Source organism: Anaerolineales bacterium (assembly GCA_019637805.1).
Classification (GTDB): domain Bacteria; phylum Chloroflexota; class Anaerolineae; order Anaerolineales; family UBA11579; genus JAMCZK01.
This window is the reverse complement of record JAHBVB010000002.1, coordinates 1,120,405-1,139,970: the sequence shown is the minus strand read 5'-3', so window position 1 is coordinate 1,139,970 and position 19,566 is coordinate 1,120,405. Positions and strand designations below refer to the sequence as shown.

The 19,566-nt window shown below is 60.0% G+C and carries 22 protein-coding genes; 6 read left to right on the top strand and 16 right to left on the bottom strand.

Annotated elements, in window-relative coordinates:
- The 11 genes from KF885_11475 to KF885_11425 all read right to left on the bottom strand — a co-directional run bounded on the left by KF885_11475 (position 1) and on the right by KF885_11425 (position 7,600).
- The gene (locus KF885_11475) at positions 1-2,034 is read right to left on the bottom strand and encodes a hypothetical protein (protein MBX3049778.1); all 2,034 of its coding nucleotides are present in this window, start codon (positions 2,032-2,034) and stop codon (positions 1-3) included.
- A gap of 93 nt (positions 2,035-2,127) precedes the next feature.
- Positions 2,128-2,346, bottom strand: a complete 219-nt coding sequence (locus KF885_11470) for a helix-turn-helix transcriptional regulator (protein MBX3049777.1) — start codon at positions 2,344-2,346, stop codon at positions 2,128-2,130.
- A gap of 6 nt (positions 2,347-2,352) precedes the next feature.
- A complete protein-coding gene (locus tag KF885_11465; GenBank protein ID MBX3049776.1) occupies positions 2,353-2,583 on the bottom strand; it encodes a DUF2975 domain-containing protein in 231 nt (76 codons plus the stop codon).
- 28 nt (positions 2,584-2,611) lie between these two features.
- Positions 2,612-2,833 (bottom strand): hypothetical protein, encoded by a 222-nt coding sequence (locus KF885_11460; GenBank protein MBX3049775.1) that lies wholly within the window; start codon positions 2,831-2,833, stop codon positions 2,612-2,614.
- 92 nt (positions 2,834-2,925) lie between these two features.
- Entirely contained in the window at positions 2,926-3,459 is a 534-nt protein-coding gene (locus tag KF885_11455; protein MBX3049774.1) for a methylated-DNA--[protein]-cysteine S-methyltransferase, read from the bottom strand.
- A 2-nt stretch (positions 3,460-3,461) separates the two neighbouring features.
- A complete protein-coding gene (locus tag KF885_11450; GenBank protein ID MBX3049773.1) occupies positions 3,462-4,349 on the bottom strand; it encodes an ABC transporter permease in 888 nt (295 codons plus the stop codon).
- A 1-nt stretch (position 4,350) separates the two neighbouring features.
- Complete coding sequence (locus KF885_11445; protein ID MBX3049772.1) at positions 4,351-5,187, bottom strand: ABC transporter permease; 837 nt, start codon at positions 5,185-5,187, stop codon at positions 4,351-4,353.
- Entirely contained in the window at positions 5,177-6,184 is a 1,008-nt protein-coding gene (locus tag KF885_11440) for an ABC transporter ATP-binding protein (GenBank protein MBX3049771.1), read from the bottom strand. Before KF885_11440 ends, KF885_11445 begins: the two co-directional genes overlap by 11 nt.
- Before the next feature lie 170 nt (positions 6,185-6,354).
- Positions 6,355-6,930 carry a DNA-3-methyladenine glycosylase I gene (locus KF885_11435; GenBank protein ID MBX3049770.1) on the bottom strand — a complete coding sequence of 192 codons (576 nt, stop codon included), beginning with the start codon at positions 6,928-6,930 and terminating at the stop codon, positions 6,355-6,357.
- Positions 6,927-7,286, bottom strand: coding sequence for a hypothetical protein (locus KF885_11430; GenBank protein MBX3049769.1), 360 nt, complete (start codon positions 7,284-7,286; stop codon positions 6,927-6,929). Before KF885_11430 ends, KF885_11435 begins: the two co-directional genes overlap by 4 nt.
- Before the next feature lie 92 nt (positions 7,287-7,378).
- A complete protein-coding gene (locus KF885_11425) occupies positions 7,379-7,600 on the bottom strand; it encodes a hypothetical protein (protein ID MBX3049768.1) in 222 nt (73 codons plus the stop codon).
- Positions 7,601-7,876: 276 nt separating this feature from the next.
- On the opposite strand from KF885_11425, the gene murJ reads away from it, so the two are divergent.
- Positions 7,877-9,445, top strand: coding sequence for a murein biosynthesis integral membrane protein MurJ (murJ, locus tag KF885_11420; GenBank protein MBX3049767.1), 1,569 nt, complete (start codon positions 7,877-7,879; stop codon positions 9,443-9,445).
- A gap of 22 nt (positions 9,446-9,467) precedes the next feature.
- Here murJ and KF885_11415 read toward each other — a convergent pair whose 3' ends face one another.
- Positions 9,468-10,766 (bottom strand): MFS transporter, encoded by a 1,299-nt coding sequence (locus tag KF885_11415; GenBank protein MBX3049766.1) that lies wholly within the window; start codon positions 10,764-10,766, stop codon positions 9,468-9,470.
- 167 nt (positions 10,767-10,933) lie between these two features.
- Between KF885_11415 and KF885_11410 the strand changes: the two genes are divergently transcribed.
- Genes KF885_11410 through KF885_11395 form a run of 4 tightly spaced genes read left to right on the top strand, consistent with a single transcriptional unit; the run spans position 10,934 to position 14,828 of the window.
- Positions 10,934-11,404: a MarR family transcriptional regulator gene (locus KF885_11410; protein ID MBX3049765.1), complete on the top strand. Its 471-nt coding sequence runs from the start codon at positions 10,934-10,936 to the stop codon at positions 11,402-11,404.
- A gap of 6 nt (positions 11,405-11,410) precedes the next feature.
- The gene (locus tag KF885_11405) at positions 11,411-12,877 is read left to right on the top strand and encodes an efflux RND transporter periplasmic adaptor subunit (GenBank protein MBX3049764.1); all 1,467 of its coding nucleotides are present in this window, start codon (positions 11,411-11,413) and stop codon (positions 12,875-12,877) included.
- Positions 12,877-13,596: an ABC transporter ATP-binding protein gene (locus KF885_11400; GenBank protein MBX3049763.1), complete on the top strand. Its 720-nt coding sequence runs from the start codon at positions 12,877-12,879 to the stop codon at positions 13,594-13,596. Before KF885_11405 ends, KF885_11400 begins: the two co-directional genes overlap by 1 nt.
- A 2-nt stretch (positions 13,597-13,598) precedes the next feature.
- On the top strand, positions 13,599-14,828 hold the full coding sequence (locus KF885_11395; protein MBX3049762.1) for an ABC transporter permease: 1,230 nt from the start codon (positions 13,599-13,601) through the stop codon (positions 14,826-14,828).
- A 61-nt stretch (positions 14,829-14,889) separates the two neighbouring features.
- On the opposite strand, the gene KF885_11390 is transcribed toward KF885_11395, so the two are convergent.
- Genes KF885_11390 through KF885_11380 form a run of 3 tightly spaced genes read right to left on the bottom strand, consistent with a single transcriptional unit; the run spans position 14,890 to position 16,484 of the window.
- Positions 14,890-15,744, bottom strand: coding sequence for an alpha/beta hydrolase (locus KF885_11390; GenBank protein ID MBX3049761.1), 855 nt, complete (start codon positions 15,742-15,744; stop codon positions 14,890-14,892).
- Positions 15,741-15,989 (bottom strand): SIP domain-containing protein, encoded by a 249-nt coding sequence (locus KF885_11385; GenBank protein MBX3049760.1) that lies wholly within the window; start codon positions 15,987-15,989, stop codon positions 15,741-15,743. Before KF885_11385 ends, KF885_11390 begins: the two co-directional genes overlap by 4 nt.
- A gap of 6 nt (positions 15,990-15,995) precedes the next feature.
- Positions 15,996-16,484, bottom strand: coding sequence for a siderophore-interacting protein (locus KF885_11380; protein ID MBX3049759.1), 489 nt, complete (start codon positions 16,482-16,484; stop codon positions 15,996-15,998).
- A gap of 345 nt (positions 16,485-16,829) precedes the next feature.
- On the opposite strand from KF885_11380, the gene KF885_11375 reads away from it, so the two are divergent.
- Positions 16,830-18,269 carry a serine hydrolase gene (locus KF885_11375; protein ID MBX3049758.1) on the top strand — a complete coding sequence of 480 codons (1,440 nt, stop codon included), beginning with the start codon at positions 16,830-16,832 and terminating at the stop codon, positions 18,267-18,269.
- Positions 18,270-18,323: 54 nt separating this feature from the next.
- On the opposite strand, the gene KF885_11370 is transcribed toward KF885_11375, so the two are convergent.
- Positions 18,324-19,565: a ribonuclease H-like domain-containing protein gene (locus KF885_11370; GenBank protein ID MBX3049757.1), complete on the bottom strand. Its 1,242-nt coding sequence runs from the start codon at positions 19,563-19,565 to the stop codon at positions 18,324-18,326.
- Position 19,566 lies beyond the last annotated feature (1 nt).

Sequence of the window (19,566 nt, the reverse complement as noted above, 5' to 3'; positions counted from 1 at the left end):
TTAGCGCTGCAACTCCGCGATGGCGATCTGCAGCAACTCATCCTCACTGCTCATCAGGCTGTCCATGGTAAAAGGCACCAGAATGTCCGGTACGATGCCGATCCCTTCCAGGATGGTGTTGCCATTCGAGTCGATCGACTTTGTGGTGGGGATTTGGAAGTCGTAGTCGCCGGGGAAGCGATACTGCCCCAAACCCACGCCGCCGAAGGCGCCGGCGCTGGTGCTGTAGCCAACCACACGCGCCCGGCCGGTGGAGCTGAGCGAATAGGTGAACCCTTCGCAGGCCGAAACGCAGGTCGGGCTGATCAAGATAATGACGTCGCCATCAAAGTAGTCTGTGGTCGGTTTGAGCTGCACAGGCTTTTCGGAGACTTTGAACTCCTCCAGCAGGCCGTTGTAGTATTCGCCGCTCCACAGGGTAACCTCTTCGTCATAGAAGAATTCGGCAAAACCGAAAGCCAAGCCCATGCTGCCGCCGCTGTTGTAGCGCATATCCAGAACCAGACTTTCCACGCCTTCTTCATTCATCCCGGCGATGAAGTGCTCCCAGGTGCGCGCCATCAAGTCGGGGTCGCCCAGGAAGTCATTGATCCGAATATAGGCAATGCCCAATTCCTCGAAGATCTCTCCTTCGACTGGCTGCTGCAGAGCGTCCGGGATCCCGTAGGAAGCAAAGTACGAGTCCAATTCCGGCACCGAGGCCAGCGTGACGCTGACGCTTTGGCCGCCGGGGTTGCGATACTCCAAGTCCAGCGCCTGGAAGAGTTCGATGCGGGCAAACATGGTCAGCCGATCCAGCAGTTCACCGTCGGGGGTGGAAGCCGGCCCGAAGAACAAGGGCGTAGCCGCCAGGGCCTGCGCCGCAGGCTGCCCGTTCCAGCTGATGATCTCTGCACCGACTTGCACGCCTATTTCGGCGGCGGGGGAGCTCACCCGCTGGCCGGTGGAGGCATCTTCAACCGTGTCGAGTACCTGGCTGACCACCACGCGGCCGTCGCTCAGCTGGGTCAGGACCCAGCCGAAGCCGCCGCCCTCGCGCTCCCAAAAGGCGTCGCCATTGGGCGTCATGCCGATGTGGCCGTCTGGGATGCGCATCATGAAGGCCTGCATCACATCAAAGAATTGGCGTGAATTGCTCACCCGGCCGAATTGGGGGGCAAACTCCGTGTGCAGGGCTTGCCAGTCCACATTCTTTTCCTGAGTGAAGGGGTATTCCAGCGAAGCCCGGGCAAAGAAGGTTTCGAAAGCCTCGCCAAAGCCCATGTCGGAATAGTCGCGCAGGCCCAGGTCGCCCTCCACCAATTCCAACTCCAGGTGGGCTTGCTTGAAGATATTGAAGGGCTGCTGGTTAAGATCTACAAAGCTGTAGCCCGCCGGCACAGGCGCCACCGGGTCGTCCTCGGTAAACAGCAACCCATCGGCGCCGAAGCCGGTGGGGAAGCTTTGCTGGTCGTCCAGCGCATAGATGACCAGCAGGCCGCTTTCGATCTCATTGTCACGGTCAAAGTTCACCACTGTGGAGGAGTAGGCCCCGGACCAGCCGGTGCCGTCGCGTTCCTCCAGGAAGGGACCGCCCCAGGTGTTGGACCAATAGGCCACGGCAAAGACCATCAAGCCGGTATCGGCGCGGCCGTTGTTGTCCACATCCACCAGGGTGCCTTGCGGCACGCTGGGCAGCGTAAGGGTGTACTCCAGCACGCCTTCTTCACGCGTCCAGACCGGTCCGATCACCTGGCTTTCCAGGGGGAAGATGAAATCCTCATCTCGATGAACGAACCCAGCCTGGTCCTCCAGCAAGACGAACGGGCCGGTGTTCATGTCTTCAAAAAAGGGCCAAGTATAGGGAATGGTGCCGGTGATGAGCACCGGCTCATCGGCGCCCAAGCCATCTGGCGAGGCGAGGATGATGGGGCGGCTGGTAGGCTGGGCTTCCTGGCCCAGCAGGCTGCCCAAGTCGAGATCCCCCAGCAGTGAGCAGGCCATCAGGCTGGCGGCCAGCACAGAAATCATAAGGACTAAGGACGTTTTTTTCATGGAAACCACTCCCAGTGCAGATTGTCCTCAGTATACCGTTTCACGTCGCGCCAAGCGGCGGGCTGCCAGCCACTGCTCTGGGGCCGGGCTGCGTCAGCCCTTTGCTTGATCGCTGCGGTATTCCAGCAGATCCCCCGGCTGGCAATCCAGTGCTTTGCAAATCGCCTCCAGCGTAGACAGTCGTATGGCTTTGGCCCTCCCGTTTTTGAGGATCGAGAGGTTGGCCATGGTGATGCCAACTTCCTCGGCCAACTTGGTCACGCTCATTTTTCGCTTGGCCAGCATCACATCAATGTGGATGATGATTGTCATGGTGCCCTAGACTGTTAAGTCGTTCTCTGATTGCAGTTCAGCGGCTTTGTTGAGCAGCTGCTGAAAGATGGCTGCCGCTGCCGCAATCACGACGGTTGCAAAGGCGATATAGATACCCAGGGCAACTGGGCCTGCGCGGTCGTCGTCTTTAACCCCCAGGATGATGTACGTAACTCCAATCAGAACAAAACCGAGCAAAGTCAAAGCACAGTACTTGATGACCTTGACGGCTTTCACCGACTGATCGGAGAATACCTGGTCTCGTTCAAATCAGGCCAAGCAGCTTGTGTGCCTGGTGTAAGGCGACAAAAAACGGAATCGAAGCCAGATAGGCGTAGGCCAGCACCGGGTCACGGAAATAGATGGTTACCCAGTCTGCACTTGCATTTCGCCCCTCGATTTGTGGAAACCAGAGCAGCCCCACAAATACGATAGCAGCGATTAGTACAAGTACTAGCTTCAGGAAAGATATAGCAGGCTTTTTCATGCAGACACCTCTAATTGGATGTCGCAAGCTTAGCGTGTAATTTATTGTTTGTCAATATATTATTATTGATATTCGTTCTGCTTGCCCGAAGCTCAGGGTTTCCTTAGCTCCGCGCCCTCGAGTTTCAGCAACCAGCGCTTGGTCTCCAGGCCGCCAAAGCCGCCGTAGCCATGCAGGCTGCCGTCGCTGCCGACGATGCGATGGCAGGGGATCAGGAACGAAATCGGGTTGCGGGCCTGCACGCCGCCCACGGCGCGGGCGGCCAGCGGCCGGCCCACCGCGGCAGCAATGTCGCCGTACGAGGCGGTTTGGCCGTAGGGCACGGCCATCACCGCCCGGCGCACGGCCACCTGGAAGGGCGTCATGCCGCTCCAGTCCACCGGCAGGTCAAAGTCCCGGCGCTGCCCGCGCAGGAATTGGTCCATCTGGCGCAGTACAGGCGCGGGCTGTGTGGCACTGCGCCGCGGCCGCGCCGGCCCGCGCTCTTGAATGTGGTGCAGGAATTCGACCTCATCTATGCCGTAGCTGGCGGCCCATACACCATCTGCGCTGACGGCCGCCCACAGCAAGCCCAGCTTTTGGCTGGGCTTGCTGTCGTAGAACACGCTGGGCGGGTTGGTGGGCATGGCTAGAAGTTGCTGACGCGGTCGATGTAGCCTTTTTCGCGGGCCTGGTGGTCGCAATAGCGGAAGACCACGAAGCTGACCACCGTGAAGAGCGCGGTCAGCCCGGCCAGGATGCCCAGCAGTTCCAGGTTGCTAAAGGCGTTGAAGGTGGGGAAGTTGGCCGCCAGCGGGCCCACTAAGGCCCGGCGCAGCAGCTCCAGCCAGTAGGAGATAGGCACCACGAAGCCGATAGGCTGCAGCCAGGCGGGCAGCACATCCAGCGGGAAGATGGCTCCGCTGAAGAGGAACAGCGCCCCAGCCACCGCCTCGCCCACGAAGTTGGCGTTGTTCACCAAGTTGAGGATGATGCTGCCCAGGGTCAGGCCCATCATGGCCAGCAACACCAGGCCCAACGCCAGGCTGACCAGGAACAGAGGCCAATCCACAAGGCTCAGGTCCAGCGGCACTTGCAGGAAGATGATGCCCACGGCAATGATGATGAATACGGCCAGCGAGCTGAAAACGAACTTGGCAAAGCCGCGCCCCAGCAGGTAACTGGGCACATGGATGGGGGCCACGTAGATATATTTGAGCATGCGATACTGCTCTCGGTCTTCGATTACGCTCCAGGCGATGCCGTTCAGCATGGCGGCTACATAGATGTAGAAGGCATTGCCCAAGTAAATGTACGGGAACAGCGGATTGTTGAACTCGCCGTTGGTGATGACGCTGTACATCACCACCAAGATCGCCGCGCTGGAGAGCGGCTTGACCACCGAATAGATCAAGAAGATCATCGGGTCGGCCCAGTTGGACTCGATTTGCCAGCCCAGCCAGGCGGCGACTCTCATCGTGCGGGCCCAAATGCCGCGTTCGGCGGGGTGGCTTTCGCCGGGCGTTGAGACTTGCATGCTACCTCCGTGCATCCGTCAGGCGGCCCTCACGGATGGCCAGCCTTTCCATATAACCCAGCAGCCACTTGGCGCCTAAAATGAACAGCACGCTGAGCACGGCCAGGATGGCCAGTTCAATGCGTACATTCAGAAAACCCAGCTCTTCGCCGCCGGCGAAAGCCAGCTGGCGCATGGCGTCCAGCCCCAGGGTCAGCGGGATGATCGAGGCGCCGGCGGCGATCCAGAAATCGAAGCTCTTGATCGGGAAATAGAAGCCCGACATCAGATAGACCGGCTCTTGGGCCAGGTTGGCGTAATGCCAGGCTTCACGGTTGAGCAGCAAGAACAGCGAAGAGCTCATCATGCCCATGCCGTACAAAGCCACCATGGTCAGCATGAAAACCGCAAAGAGCATCAGGTAACTGCTGACTTCGAACTGCACATTGAAGATCAGGCTGCCCGCCAGGGTGATCACCAGGGCGCGCTGGGCGGTGGCAAACAGGCCGCCCAGCGCCATGCCCAGCAAGATGGCCATCAGTGAATTGGGGGCCATGATGTAGAGCGCCAGGTTGCCGGTTTCCTTCTCCCAGTACATCTGGCTGCTCATTGACCAGAGCACGTTGAGCCAGAAGGCGGTCATGGCGCCGCCCATCACCACGAAGCCTACATAAATATCCGGCGCGCCGATGGCGCGGTAAATGAATACGTAGGCCGCCACAGAAATCACGGGCAGCACCACCTCGAAGATGAACCAGCTGCGTTCCCGCAGCAGGCCGATCACACGTGGATAGGCCCGGCCGATCACGGTTTGGAAGAACAAGCGCACGCCGGTGTTCTTTTCGACCTTAGCTTTCAGTGTCACTGCTCACCTCGTCCAGGCGTTTGCCCACCAGGCTGACGAAGACGTCTTCCAGGGTTGGCTCGCGCTTCTGCAAATTGCGGATGTGGACATCCTTGCCGGTCAGTGTGTTGACGATGCTGCCGAGGGCGTCATCCTCGGCCAGGATCAATTCCAGCACCGAGAAACCGTCCTTGGCTTCATGGTTGACCTTGTTGACGCCTTTGAGCTTCTCCAGGGTGTCCACGCCCAAGCCGTTCAGCGGGCTGATCTCCATGCGATAAATGGCGTCGCTCTGCAGCTGCTGCTTGAGCTTGGCGGGCGAGTCGCAGGCCAGCACGCGCCCGTCGTTGATGATCGCTACGCGGTCGCACAACTCGTCGGCCTCCACCATATAGTGCGTGGTCAGCAGCAGCGTGCGCTCCGGGCGGGCCTGCATCCACTCGAGCACAAAGTGGCGCACGTCTCGGCTGGCTTCCACGTCCAGGCCCAGGGTCGGTTCGTCGAGGAAGAGCACGTCCGGGTCAGTGAGGAAGCCGCGCACGATGTTCATCTTTTGGCGCAAACCGGTGGAGAGCTCGGAAGACTTGGTGTTGATGCGGTCTTTCAGACCAATAATGCTGAGCAGCTCTTCAATGCGCTGGTTGGCCAGCTTGGACGGGATGCCGTAGAACTGGGCGAACATCCACAAATTCTCGCGCACGGTCAGCAGGCCGTAGCCGGAGGATTCGCCGCCGGAGACCATGTTGATGCGCGGGCGCACTTTGTGTGGTTCGGCCGCCACATCGTAGCCAGCCACCATCGCTTTGCCCGAAGTGGGGGCCAGCAGGGTGGTCAGGATCTTGATCAGCGTGGTCTTGCCGGCGCCGTTGGGGCCAAGCAGGCCAAACAGCTCGCCGCGGCGCACATCCATGTTGATGTCTTTGAGCGCCACCAATTCACGCGGTTCATCTTTCTTGGTGCCGCGTAGTTTGTAGGTGCGGGCCAAATTTTGGGTGTGTATGGCTAGATCCATGGCTTCCTTTTAGTTTTGATAGGTGTACAAGTGTGCCAATAGCGTGGGGTAAACGTAGGGCAACCGTCAAGCACTATTTGACAGCCTACTCTATCATTATCGGCGTAAGGGCGATTTCTCTTCTTCTCCTCCTTAGTGAGAGCCGGGCGGCGTACCCGGCTCTCTCGCATTTAACGCTGCACCTCTGCGTATCTGAAGCAGCTGACCAGATGGTCGTTGACCATGCCGGTGGCTTGCATGTATGCATAACAGATCGTCGGCCCGACAAAGCGAAAGCCGCGGCGTTTGAGGTCTTTGCTCATCGCTTGCGATTCGGCGGTCTCTGCCGGCACCTGGCCCAGGCCGCTGCGGGCATTCTGGATCGGTTGCCCGCCCACAAATCCCCAAATGTATTTGTCGAAACTGCCGAACTCCGCCTGCGCCTCGAGAAAAGCGCGGGCGTTGCCGATGGCAGACTGAATTTTAGCGCGGTTGCGGATGATGCCGGGGTTGGCCATCAGTTGGGCCACTTTGGCTTCGCCGTAACCCGCCATGACTTGGGCGTCAAAACCGTCAAAGGCTGTGCGATAGGCGGCGCGCTTGCGCAGCACCGTGATCCAACTCAGGCCCGCCTGGGCGCCTTCGAGAATGAGCATCTCAAGCAGCCGGCGGTCATCGTGCAATGGCTGGCCCCACTCTTCATCGTGATAGGCGATGTAGAGCGGATCGTCTCCGGGCCAGGCGCAGCGGGTGCGGGCCACGTTCATGCTAGGGCATAGCCTTCCAGGGCGGCTTGCAGATCTTCCTGGCGGACGAACACGGCTCGCGGAATTTTTTCTTGGGTTTTGGCGATCGTCGCTGGGCTGCCATTCAAAAAGAGGATCGGCACTGTGCGGGTGGCCGGCGTCTCGGATAAGTGTTGGGCTGTAGCCCAACTGTGCGAAGGTCGCTGACTGAGGTCGAAAAGCAATAGATCGGGTGGCTGTTGGCGGACTGCCCGGCTGCCACGCTCCCCGTCCTGCCACTCCAGCTCCACTTCCCAGCCCAGTTGGCGCAACTCAGCGGCCAGGGCTTCAGCAGCTTGCTGCTGCCAATAAAAGAGAAAGAGATGCCTTTTGCTCATGAGTGCCATTGTAGTAAAACATTTGTTCTTGTCAAGCAGAAGTTAAACAACAACCCGCCACAGTTTGTGTGGCGGGTTGTTGTTTGCTCGTGCTAGTTCTGAGAGTTGCGCTTGAGGGCTGCAATGCCCATATCGTCTTGGGGCGGGCGGTTGAAGTCCGAGCCCAGGCGTACGGCCGTGTTGCGGAAAGCCTGCAGCAATGTCGCCGGGTCTGGAGCGGGATTCTGCAGGACATAGTCGCTGTTGTAACGGCCGCTTTCCAGCGTGGCCTCTTCAAACTGCATTTGCAAATAGCTGCGTTTTTGGTTGTTCATTTTTGTACTCCTTGATCCATCTTTCACCAAAACAAAGCATTTTCTTGATTTTGATGAATATAGTTTAGCAGAAACATTGAATTTGTCAATAGTTGTTTCAATATTCCCAATCTAAACCTTGTCTTTCCTGAGGTCAGGTTAAGTTTTTACTGTTGCGACCCAGTGATAGACGTCCAAGGTTATACCTTCCTTACCTTATACACAGGTTAAGGCCACATTTGAGATACCCGCGTTATTGCTCGGGGCGCATTTGTCCGCCGCGCATATAATCGCCGCATGGCTTCCACCGCCACTCGACAGATCGCGCGTGCCGCCGGCACGGTGATGGCCGCTTTTGTGCTCAGCAACCTGATCGGCTTGCTGCGCCAGGTGCTGATCACCAACGCTTTTGGCGCCGATGCGGCGCTGGACTCTTATTACGCCGCGGCGCGCCTGCCGGAGTTGGTCTTCAGCCTGGTGGCGGGTGGGGCGCTGGCCTCGGCCTTTATCCCGACTTTCACGGGTTTGCTGGAGACACACAAGCGCGGCAGCGCCTGGCTGCTGGCTTCCTCCGTGGCCAACCTGATCACCCTGGCTTTGGTGCTGCTGTGCGGGTTGGCGTGGGTGTTTGCCGAGCCGCTGGCCACCCAAGTCTTGGTGCCGGACTTTGCTCCCGCCCAACAGGCCCTGACGGCAGAACTGCTGCGCATCCAGCTGATCACCCCGATCTTGTTCGGCATCAGCGGCCTGTTGATGGGCATCTTGAATGCCCATCAAAGTTTCCTGCTGCCGGCCCTGGCCCCCAGCATGAATTGGGTGGGCGTGATCTTTGGTGTGCTCTTCCTGGCCCCCAGCATGGGGGTGCACGGCCTGGCCTGGGGCTCGGTGATTGGCGCCGGGCTGCACCTGGCGGTGCAGCTGCCCGGCGTTGTGCGCCTAAAAGGCCACTACTCGCCCACACTCGGCCTGGGCTTGCCAGACGTGCGTGAGGTGGCCCGCCTGATGGGTCCGCGTCTACTGGGCCAGGCGGCGGTGCAGATCAATTTCGTGGTCAACACCATCATCGCCTCTGGGCTGCCGGCTGGCAGCCTGGCGGCCATCACGATCGCCTTTCAGGTGATGACCATGCCGCAAATTGTCATCGCCCAGGCGATTGCGATTGCGGCGCTGCCGACCTTCTCGGCCCAGTTCGCCAGCGGGCGCATCGCCGAGTTGCGCACGGCGCTGGCCAGTACGCTGCGTGGCGTGGTGCTGCTCTCGTTGCCCGCCACAGTCGGCCTGGTGCTGTTGCGGGGGCCGTTGGTCGCACTGCTATTTCAGCGCGGCGAGTTTGGCGCGCGCGATACCGAATTGGTGGCCTGGGCGCTGCTGTGGTACGCCGCAGGCTTGGTGGGCCACTCTGTGGTCGAGATTGCTTCGCGCGCCTTTTATGCCCTGCATGACACACGCACTCCGGTGATGATCGGCGTGGGCGCCATGGCGCTTAACGCCATACTCAGCCTGGTGCTGCCCGGCGTCTTCCTGGGCTGGGGTTGGCTGCCGCACGGCGGCCTGGCCCTGGCAAACTCGGCGGCTACGTTCTTAGAAATGCTGGCTTTGCTGTGGCTGATGGGCCGCCGCTTGGGCGGCCTGGAACCCGGCCGCCTGTGGGCCGGGCTGGGCCAGGCCGGCTTGGCCAGCCTGGCCATGGGCCTGGGCTTGTGGGCTTGGTTGGGCTTGGCCGCTACTTGGCCCTTCTGGTTACAGGCGGCTGGCGGGGTGGCCGTAGGCTTGGGCCTGTTTGCCGGCACCGCCTGGCTGCTGCGTGTACCCGAGTTGAACGAGGCGCTGGCTGCCGTGCGTCGCCGGTCGGGACGCGCGGGCTAAAGCCGCGGCCAGCTATATCTTGCTATTTCTTCTCGTTTTCTTTGGCATTCAAGTCCGGCAGTTCGTGCTCGACGTTGCGCAGCCGCGGGTAGGCGTACATCAGCAGGCTGGCCAGCACCATGCCGATGCCGGAGAGGGAGAGCATCAGCCCGATGCCGCGGCCGGGGCCGGCGCCCCATAGGGCGCCCAGCGGGCCGCTGGCCAGCGCGCCGCCAACCGCCATGCCGGGCTCAAAGACCTGGTCAGCCAACGGGCCGGACATCAGCAGGGCCAGCGGCATGCCCGCCCGGGCCGTCATCAAAATCAGCGAGAAGACGCGGCCCTGCAGGTCTTCTGGCACCTTGGTTTGCACAATGGCGCGCAGGTTGGCGTTGATCGAGGTGATCGGGAACATGAAAATGAAGAAGCCTGCAGCGATCAGCACGGGGCTGGGTTGCAGCCCGCTGATCGTCAGCCCCAGCCCGGCGACGATCGAGCAAGCGATGATAGTCAAGACTTTATGCCGTGGGTTGCTCCACGCGCTGGCCCACACGCCGCCCAGGAACAAGCCAATGCTGGAGACGCTTTGCATCACGCCCAGCACCTGGGCGCTGGTGAAACCCAGGATCATTGGTGCCGAGAGCGCAGTGCTGGAACTGATCAATAGGTTGAGCAGCGCGATCAGCACTGCCAAGCCGATCAGGCCGCGACGGGTCTTGATGAAATCGAAGCCGGCGCGGATATCTGCCCACAAGGTGGCCTGACCGGCTTCCAGCGCCCGTTTGACCTGCGGCACTTTGGCCAGCAGCAGTGTAGCCGCGGCCACGGCGAAGCCGCCCAGGTCCAGGGCGAAGATGAAGGTCAGCCCCAGAGTGCCGTAGAGTGCGGCGGCCAGGATCGGCGAAAGGATGGCGCCCAGCGATTGCGCGGTTTGCACCAGGGCGTTGGCGCGGCCAAATTGCTCGCGCGGCACCAGGCTGGTCACGATGGTCTGGTAGGCCAGCAGCTGGAAGATGTTCAGCGCCGAACTGAGCAGGGCAGCCAGGTAGAGCTGCCACAGCTGTAGGTTGCCGCTGGCGAACAACGCCAGCAGCCCCAAGGTGACCAGGGCGTTGCCCGCATCGGCGCCCAGCATCACTTTGCGGCGGTCCCAGCGGTCCACCAGCGCGCCGGCGAAGGGGCTGATGATGAAGGGCGGGATCGAGCTGAACAAGGCAATCAGCACGAAGGGCGTCGCTTCGCCGGTCTGCTCGTAGATCCACAGGCCCAAGGCGAAGCCGGTCATGCCGGAGCTGACCACAGAGACGACTTGCCCGGCCCAGATGGTTAAGAAGGTGCGCATCGCGAGCGAGTCTACTACATGCAGTCGTAGGGCGAAGCCCTGTCCCGAGCGAAGCGAAGGGGATGCTTCGCCCTGACCTCAACTTGCGCTGCCCTCATCTTTTTATTAACTCTTGCGGCAGATTGCGATTTAGAATACGTTCAGTTGCTTAGATAGACTAACTAATTATGGCCTCTTCCACCAATTACAAGCAGTTCGGCGTCTTAATGGCGCGCCTGGAAAAGCTGGGCCTCGGCTCGCCAAAGGCGGACATCGGCTTGAGTCTGCCGCAAATCGGCTTGCTCGCCATGGTCTGGCGCGAACCGGGGTTGCGCGTCAGCGAACTGGCCGAACGTCTCGGCGTGACTGCCCCTACGGTCAGCGTGGCTTTGCGCAAGCTGGAACAGGATGATTGGCTGCATCGTGAGCCGGACCCTCAAGATAAACGCTCCACCCATTTGTACCTGAGCGAGAAAGCCGAGAGACTGGCGCGCCAGATCGGCGCGATGCGCCAAAAACGGCTGAACCAGTTTATGAGTGGTCTGAATATTGAAGAGCAGCAACAACTGCTGACCTTGCTAGACAAGGCGATCAGCAATCTGGAACAACGCGCCCCAGCCAATAAAGCTGGGCGACACACAACCCGCAAAAAGGAATAAGTGTACATGGCAAAGAAAAACCAATCCTCTGTGCAAGAAACTGCCGCGGCGGAAGTTCCGCCGAAGAAACCCAACCCAATTCTCGACTTCGTCCGCAAACGCTGGCTGTGGATCGTGCTGGCCCTGGGCTTGGTGGCTTTCCTGGCTACCCGCGGCCTGCCTGCTCCAGCGGCCTCCAGCAGTTATCAGACCGAGGCTGTGAGCCGCGGCCCGCTGATCGCCACGATTGGCGCCACGGGCACCGTACGCGCTCAGCAGAGCGCAGTGCTGAGTTGGGGCACTTCCGGCAAGGTAGCGGAGGTTAATGTACAGCTGGGCCAGGCTGTGGGCGCGGATGAGGTGCTGGCCGAATTGAGCCTGTCCTCTCTGCCGCAGAATGTGATCTTGGCGCATCTTGATTTCCAAACCGCCGAAGACAACCTGGCGCTGGAAGTCGCCGAAGCGTCCAAGGCCCTGGCCGAAGCTCAGAAACGCGTCGAGGACACTCGTCGAGCCTTGAACAATTTGGCAAACCCCGCCAGAACTGTGGACATCAATCAGGCCTATGCCAATCTGGTATTGGCTCAGGACCAGTTGGATAAGGCCCGTGATGCCTATGAGCCTTACGCCAACCGCCCAGAAGACAACCTGGAACGCGCTCATTATTTACTGCGCTTCTCCGAAGCACAGCAACATTACGATGCCGCCCTGCGCACCTATAACGCCTACTCTGGTACCTCCAGCGACACCAATATCGCCGTGGCCCAGGGCGACCTGGATGTGGCCCTGGCCCAGCTGGAGATCGCCCAGCGTGCTTATGACAATGCGCTGCAGGCGGCCGACCCGGACTTCACCAGCCCGGCTGAAGCCCGACTGGCCGCCGCCCAAGCTTCCCGAGACTTGGCCCGCATCCTGGCTCCGTTTGATGGCGTGATCACGCATGCTCATCCGCTGGTGGGCGACCTGGTGAATGCCGGCGCCGCCGCTTTTCAGGTCGATGATCTTTCCAGCCTTTTGGCAGATGTCGAAGTTTCCGAAGTGGACATTAACCGCGTGCAGGTGGGCCAAAATGTCACCCTGACCTTTGATGCTGCCCCGGACCGTGAATATCATGGCACCGTTCGTGAAGTGGCGCTGGCTGGAACCACGGTGTCTGGTGTGGTTAACTTCCGCATCGTCGTAGAGCTAAAGGATGCCGACGAATATGTGCGCCCGGCGATGACGGCTGCAGTGAACATTGTGGTTTCCGAACTGGACGATGTATTGCTGGTACCCAACCGGGCGGTACGCCTGCTGGATGGCAACCGCGTGGTCTATGTACTACGCAATGGCAATCTGCAAGCAGTACGCGTGACCTTGGGCGCCTCTTCGGACGCCCACAGCGAAGTGTTGGATGGTGACATCGCCGTCGGCGACCAGGTAGTGCTTAATCCGCCCAGCTCGCTCTTTGAACTGTCTGGCCCGCCGAGCGGCGGCATGTTTGGCGGCAACTAATGGCTGAACGCGTCGTAGAAGCCCGCGACCTGAGCAAGGTTTACCAGATGGGCGACGTGGAGGTGCATGCCTTGCGCGGCCTGTCGCTGGACATTAACCGCGGCGAAGCCATGGCGATCATGGGGCCTTCGGGTTCGGGCAAGTCCACGTTGATGAACATTCTGGGCTGCCTGGACCGCCCAAGCGCCGGTAGCTATCATCTGGATGGCGAGAGCGTGGCCAACCTGGATGATGACCAGCTGGCGGACATCCGCAACCGCAAGGTGGGTTTCGTTTTCCAGACCTTTAACCTGCTGCGCCGCACCAGCGCGCTGGAGAACGTGGAACTGCCCTTGCGTTATGCCGGTGTGGGGGCAGAGCGCCGCCAGCGCGCCATCGCCGCGCTGGAAGCTGTGGGTTTGGGCGAGCGCCTGGACCACCGGCCCAACGAGCTCTCCGGCGGCCAGCAGCAGCGGGTGGCCATCGCCCGGGCGCTGGTGAATGAACCGGCCATCATCATGGCCGATGAGCCGACCGGCAATCTGGACAGTAAAGCCGGCGCAGACATTATGAAATTGTTGTTGAAGCTCAACCGGCAGGATGGCAAGACTCTGATCATCGTCACGCATGATTCCGATGTGGCTGAGCAAACCGATCGCATCGTGCTGATCCGCGACGGCCAGGTGGAAGCTGACCGCAAACTTGGCCGGTCCAAGAAGATCGCCAAAAAAGGTAAGTGATTATGGACTTTTTTGCTTCTCTCCAGGCAGCTATCGAGAGCATTACCGCCAATAAATTGCGTTCGGCGCTGACCGTGCTGGGTATCGTGATCGGCGTGGGTGCGGTAATTGCCATGTTGGCCATCGGCCGCGGCGCACAGGACTCGATTGCCGGCTCCATTGAAGGCATCGGCACCAACCTGCTGTTTGTGATGCGCGGCGACAGCCAAAACCAGGTGCGCAACCCCAAACCTTTGACGATGGATGATGCCGCGGCCCTGAGCGATGTCTTTCAGGCGCCCTCGGTGATCAACGTAGCCCCGCTGCTGCAGGGCAGTGCCACCGTCTCAGCGCGGGGAGAATCGACCACCACCACACTGAACGGTATCACCAGCGAGCACGAAGCCGTGCGGGGCTGGTCCGTCAGCGAAGGCGAGTTCATCAACTCTTCGCATCTGCTCGGCCGTTCGGCCGTGGTCTTGCTGGGTACAGCGGTGGCTGATGATCTGTTCGGCCGCCATGACGGCCTGGTGGGCGAAACTGTGCGCATCAATGGCCAGCCTTTCCGCGTGATCGGCATCTTGGCCGAAAGGGGAACGGGCGGCTTCAGCAACGAGAACGACACCGTGATGGTGCCGCTGACCACCGCCCAGGCCCGCTTGCTGCAGCGCTCCACTCCGCGCAGCGTGGACGTGATTTTGGTGCAAGCGGTGGACGCGGATGCGGTGCCCCAGGCCAGCGAGCAGGTGGCAAACATCCTGCGCACCCGCCACCGCACGGCTCTGGGGGCCGATGATTTCACCATCATCAACCAGCAAGACTTTTTGGACACGGCCGCCAGCATCACCGGCGTACTGACCATTTTCCTGGGCGGCATTGCCGCCATCTCGCTGCTGGTGGGCGGCATTGGCATCATGAACATTATGCTGGTGTCGGTCATCGAGCGCACCCGAGAGATCGGCTTGCGCAAAGCGCTCGGTGCTCGCAAGCGTGACATCCTGTTCCAGTTTCTGGCCGAATCTTCGCTGCTCAGCTTGATAGGCGGCATTCTCGGCATTACCCTGGGTTGGCTGATCTCGGTGGGCGTGGGCGCCATTGCCGCGGCCGCCAACGCCGATATTGTGCCGAAAATCGGCATCGACTCGGTTCTGCTGGCAACCCTGTTCTCCATGGCTGTGGGTTTGTTCTTCGGACTGTACCCGGCCAACCAAGCGGCCAATCTGCAGCCGGTGGAAGCGCTGCGCTACGAATAGCGCTGAGCTAGCTAAAAAGAGCGGCTGCATGGCAGCCGCTCTTTTTTATGCCAGTTGCTGGCTACACGCCCAGGACTCGCGCAATCTCGCTGATGACGAGCTCCGGTTCATCGAACATGACGTAGTGGCCCGAATTTCTGGCTTTGACGAAGCGACCTTGAGCAAGACTCTCTGCCGTCAGTTTATGGGCGCGGTTTACTGCCGGTCGTTGCTTCTTTTCCATCCAATTCACTTTGGTACCACTGATGACGCTGACCTCCACCCCTTCTAGCCGGGAGGGGTTGTCTTTCATGGACTGCATATCCTGTAGAAAACCCTTGATCTCTGCCTGCATTGCCTGGGCGGAGCGCACGGTGAAATCGTATGTCAGCAGATCCTGGCGCACATCCTTGGGCTGCTTCTTGCCTACTCCCAAGCCGATCAACCGATAGAAGCCCAGCTTGGCCATGGGCACCATGAACTTGGTCATCGACTCAAACCGCTTTCTTCCCTCGGGTTCAAAGTACTCTGGCGCGTTCTCATCGCTCTGGTCAACCAGTACCAGGCCGCGGATGGGGAATTCTGCTTCAGCCGCAAGGGCGCGAATGATATTGCCGCCCCAACTGGCGCCGACCAGTACAAACGGGGACTGGCTGCTGAGGCTGCGCAACAATGCGGCCAGGTCTGCTACGGCCGCAGCCAGGTCGGATGGCCCTTTGCGGTCGTCGCTGCGTCCCAACCCGGCTCGGTCGTACACTACGGTGCTGGCCAGCTTCGCCACTTCGGGTTGCACTTGGCCCCAGATGTAGCCAGAGAAGCCCATGCCGGATTCGAATACTACAGTTGGCCCGCCCTCACCGTGCTTCCAATAATGCAATTTGCGCCCATCCTCGAGGGTGAGTTGGGCCGGGCTTCCGTAAGTGTGGTTGTGCGTCACTCCTGCTCCTGCGATTCCGTCTTCAGTTCGAGCCAATAGCTTTGGATGTGCATGCTGTCCTTGGTGAACCCGTGCCTGTCTTTGAGCGCTTTGTGCACCAGCTTCATGGAAGCCGCTTCTCCCGCGCCCCAGGCGTACCAGCCTGATCGATCGCGCCGCTCAATGGCCTCCACCAGCGAGGCGGCGCCGGTGCGCAGGATGCGGTGCATACGTAACTGCGGGTGAGCGGCCAATGGGATGAGCATGTCCTCTTAATTGCTGTGCTCAAGAATAAGTTCTACAGTGGTGTGCGCAGACACGGCGCCGATGATGCTGTTGATGGCTGGTGTTGCACAGGCATCGCCCACCAGCAGGAACCCTGCCGGTTCGGGTTGCGGCATGCGGAAGCGTGAACCATAGAAGGTGCTCACGATCACATCGCCCGGCCTGGCCTGTGCGAACCAGAGCGTGGCTGGGCCGGGTGGTTGGTGCATGAGCACATCAATGTCGAACTCGCCGCGTGGCGGGTCTGCGGAGGCGATGGTGTAGGCGCGCTGGAACTCTCGCCGGCTGCCCGCCGGGTCCGGAAACCAGAAGCGCAGCCAGGCCGCCGGCTCCCAGGATACGGACTCGAACAAACCGGGTGCGGAAAAACGAATGCGCCAAAAATGCGGGGTGATCTCTGTTTTCGAAACCACGGTTAACGTGTAGTCCCGGGCGCCGAAGCCTTTGAGTACGGCGCCAGACAATCCTCTGCTCATGGACGACCTCTTGATTTAATGGAGACATCTTAGGCGCGTGTATAGGGCAGGTCAATAGAAGGTGGTGAACGGGCTGCTCACCCTGGTTGATGGGTGAATGGTCTAGCTGGACTTGGAATTGCTGGTCCTCTTTGCCCCAGCTGGGGTTAGCGGCGCGGCGGCCAGCAGTGCGACCTACGCCAGTTCAACCGGATATTCGGTGACGGTTCCGCCGCCTGATCTGCGCACTCTATGCAGCAGGCTTTCAGCCGATTTATTGACAGGTATGCTCGTGATATACTCCTGCTCGTCTTCCCCTAGTAAACACGAGATTAACAGATGGTCTCCTCCTCAGTGGAGCACGAATTGCCACGCGCCACGCCCGAAAGTCAGGGAATTACTTCACTGGCTGTGCTTCAGTTTATCGAAGCGCTGGAGAGTCAGATCCATGAAGTCCACAGCTTTATGCTGCTGCGGCATGGCAAGGTGGTTGCGGAAGGCTGGTGGCTGCCTTATGGGAATGAACAGCCCCATATGCTCTTTTCCCTCAGCAAGAGTTTTACCTCAACCGCAGTAGGGCTTGCAGTGGCCGAAGGGCATTTCTCTATCGACGATCCGGTACTGTCCTTTTTCCCAGAGGAAGCACCTGATGACCCGAGTGAGTTGCTGGCGGCGATGCGTGTACGGCACCTGCTGTCGATGTCTACAGGTCAAGCCGTCGACACCTGGTCGTATATGGTCGATCGACCCGACGGCAACTGGATCGAAGGCTTTCTGGAGGTGCCTGTTCTCCATACACCAGGAACCCACTTTGTTTACAACACCGGCGCGACTTATATGCTGTCTGCGATTGTGCAGAAAACGACCGGTATGAAACTGATTGACTATCTGCAACCCCGACTGTTCACGCCGCTGGGGATCAAGAGTGCCTCCTGGCAGGAATCGCCTCAAGGGATTACGGCTGGCGGCATTGGACTCAGCATCAAAACAGAGGACATCGCTAAGTTCGGTCAACTCTACCTGCAAAGGGGGATGTGGCAGGGCAAGCAAATTCTGTCTGAAGCGTGGGTCGAAGCAGCGACATCTTCTCAGATGTCAAACAGCGATGGTGTGCAAGCCGACTGGAGACAAGGCTATGGCTATCAATTCTGGCGCTGTCGTCATGAAGCTTATCGTGGGGATGGAGTGTTTGGCCAGTATTGTATTGTCATGCCGGAACAGGATGCTGTCCTTGCCATCACGAGCGGCATCGATGTGTTTGAGATGCAGCAGCCGCTAGACCTGGTTTGGGAAATCCTGCTTCCAGCGATGCGGCTGGGCTCGCTTCCCAACGATGCCGCAACCAAGGATGCCTTATCAGAGAAGCTGTCCAGTCTGAGCCTGATGCCTGTGCAGGGACAGGCAACGTCGCCGATCGGGTCACAGATTTCCGGGCGGACTTATGTGGTTGATGCCAATGAGCTTGAGATCGAAACCATCACTCTGAGTTTTGACACTGACTGCACAGTCAGTATCAAGAGAGCGGCTGGTGAGGAGACTATCCTGTGTGGTTACGGCAAGTGGCAGCGAGGACAGCCGACTGCCCTGTTCAGTCAACCCTTGTTGTTTGAGCGCACGCCAATCACCACCAGCGGTGCATGGACGGCCGAAGATGTTTTCACGATCATCGTCCGTCTGGATGAAACACCGTTTTACCATACGCTGGTCTGCCATTTTGCCGAAGACGGAATAATGATCGAAATAAGAATCAATGTCTCTCTGGAGTCGATGAAACCGCTGCTTCTGCTGGCATATCCGCTGGAGTAAGGATTGGCCTTTACCGTTTTAGGGGAGTGATCAACACATTCCGGTACGTCGACGTTATATGGATTTTCCTGCGGGATGGCGGCGTGCCAGCTTGCGTTCCAGGCGCGCTTGGCGGTGGGTGAGCAGCGGTTGCCAATAGGTCTGCTCTTGCTGTAGCTGTTCCGGCTTGCTGATCAGCACCAGGGCGTGTTGCGTGTACTGCAGCGCCAGCTGCAGATCTCCGGCGCGGTGTTCGTAGTACTTGGCGATCTCGACATGAGCGTAGATATAGCCTTCGCCGGCGGCCTGCTCCCAGAGCTGCAGGGCGGCCTCGTAATCCCCGCGGCGGCGGAACAGGGTCGCCAAGCTTTCTTGCAGGCGGCGCTTGCTCTCGACCGGCAGATCCATTTGCAGCGTGCTCTGGAAGACATCAATGGCTTCTTCGGCAAAGCCGGTGTCGGCATACAGCCGCCCAATGGCGTGCAGCTCGCTGTGCTGGTCGCTGACCTCCAGCGGCGCGGCCAGCTTGTTAGCCAAGTGCTCTAGCAGGGCCGCCAGGCTGAGCACGTCCATGTGGTTGTGGTGGAAGACCTTAGCCAGCGGGCGAGCGTCGCCGGTGTGCAGGTAGTCCATGTAGAGCTGGGGCACCATCCAGCCCGGGGCATCCTCGTGCTCCTCACGCACGACGCCCAGCAGGCTGACCTCCAGGTCACCCAGGGCACGGCTGGGCAGCAGTTCGCGCCACAGCCGGCGGGCCAGGTGCAGCAAGTCCACATGCGGCAGTTGGCCAAAGGGGTGCTGCATGCCATTGCTGAGGTAGCGGCCGCGCAGCAGAGGCACATCAAAGCTCTTGCCATTGAAACTGACCAGCGCGTCCTGGTTGTTGACGCTGCGCTGGACGATGTCCAACATGGCGCGCTCTTCGATCGGCTCACGCAGGAAAAATTGGGTTTGCTGGAAGCCGCCTTCCACGAAGCGGCCGATGCCCACCAGAAAAGCCAACGTGCCGCTGCCCCACATGCCGGTGGTTTCCGTATCCAGGAACAGGAAACGCTCGGCGGGCAGCAGGGCGATGCGCGTGTCTTGCGACCAGGCGGCCACCTTGTCCAAGTTGGCCGGGAAGCGCAGCGGGCCATGGCCATAGGCCTGCTCGGCCGGCAAAAAGTGCTGCACCACGAACGCCGGCCCAAAGTCTGTGTCGTGGACTTCTCCCGGCTGCACACTTTCGATGCCGTGGCTCTGACCCCGTTGGGGTTTCAGGCCGCGTGCACCGATCTGCACGCCGAGGGCTTTGAGGCGGTCTGCCAGGCTGGACATG

Coding starts and splice junctions, on each gene's coding strand:
- murJ (MBX3049767.1), top strand. CDS start 7,877: ATGGCTTCCACCGCCACTCGACAGATCGCGCGTGCCGCCGGCACGGTG.
- KF885_11405 (MBX3049764.1), top strand. CDS start 11,411: ATGGCAAAGAAAAACCAATCCTCTGTGCAAGAAACTGCCGCGGCGGAA.
- KF885_11370 (MBX3049757.1), bottom strand. CDS start 19,565: ATGTCCAGCCTGGCAGACCGCCTCAAAGCCCTCGGCGTGCAGATCGGT.
- KF885_11400 (MBX3049763.1), top strand. CDS start 12,877: ATGGCTGAACGCGTCGTAGAAGCCCGCGACCTGAGCAAGGTTTACCAG.
- KF885_11450 (MBX3049773.1), bottom strand. CDS start 4,349: ATGCAAGTCTCAACGCCCGGCGAAAGCCACCCCGCCGAACGCGGCATT.
- KF885_11415 (MBX3049766.1), bottom strand. CDS start 10,766: ATGCGCACCTTCTTAACCATCTGGGCCGGGCAAGTCGTCTCTGTGGTC.
- KF885_11425 (MBX3049768.1), bottom strand. CDS start 7,600: ATGAACAACCAAAAACGCAGCTATTTGCAAATGCAGTTTGAAGAGGCC.
- KF885_11440 (MBX3049771.1), bottom strand. CDS start 6,184: ATGGATCTAGCCATACACACCCAAAATTTGGCCCGCACCTACAAACTA.
- KF885_11385 (MBX3049760.1), bottom strand. CDS start 15,989: ATGCTCATCCCATTGGCCGCTCACCCGCAGTTACGTATGCACCGCATC.
- KF885_11430 (MBX3049769.1), bottom strand. CDS start 7,286: ATGAGCAAAAGGCATCTCTTTCTCTTTTATTGGCAGCAGCAAGCTGCT.
- KF885_11435 (MBX3049770.1), bottom strand. CDS start 6,930: ATGAACGTGGCCCGCACCCGCTGCGCCTGGCCCGGAGACGATCCGCTC.
- KF885_11460 (MBX3049775.1), bottom strand. CDS start 2,833: ATGAAAAAGCCTGCTATATCTTTCCTGAAGCTAGTACTTGTACTAATC.
- KF885_11470 (MBX3049777.1), bottom strand. CDS start 2,346: ATGACAATCATCATCCACATTGATGTGATGCTGGCCAAGCGAAAAATG.
- KF885_11475 (MBX3049778.1), bottom strand. CDS start 2,034: ATGAAAAAAACGTCCTTAGTCCTTATGATTTCTGTGCTGGCCGCCAGC.
- KF885_11395 (MBX3049762.1), top strand. CDS start 13,599: ATGGACTTTTTTGCTTCTCTCCAGGCAGCTATCGAGAGCATTACCGCC.
- KF885_11455 (MBX3049774.1), bottom strand. CDS start 3,459: ATGCCCACCAACCCGCCCAGCGTGTTCTACGACAGCAAGCCCAGCCAA.
- KF885_11410 (MBX3049765.1), top strand. CDS start 10,934: ATGGCCTCTTCCACCAATTACAAGCAGTTCGGCGTCTTAATGGCGCGC.
- KF885_11380 (MBX3049759.1), bottom strand. CDS start 16,484: ATGAGCAGAGGATTGTCTGGCGCCGTACTCAAAGGCTTCGGCGCCCGG.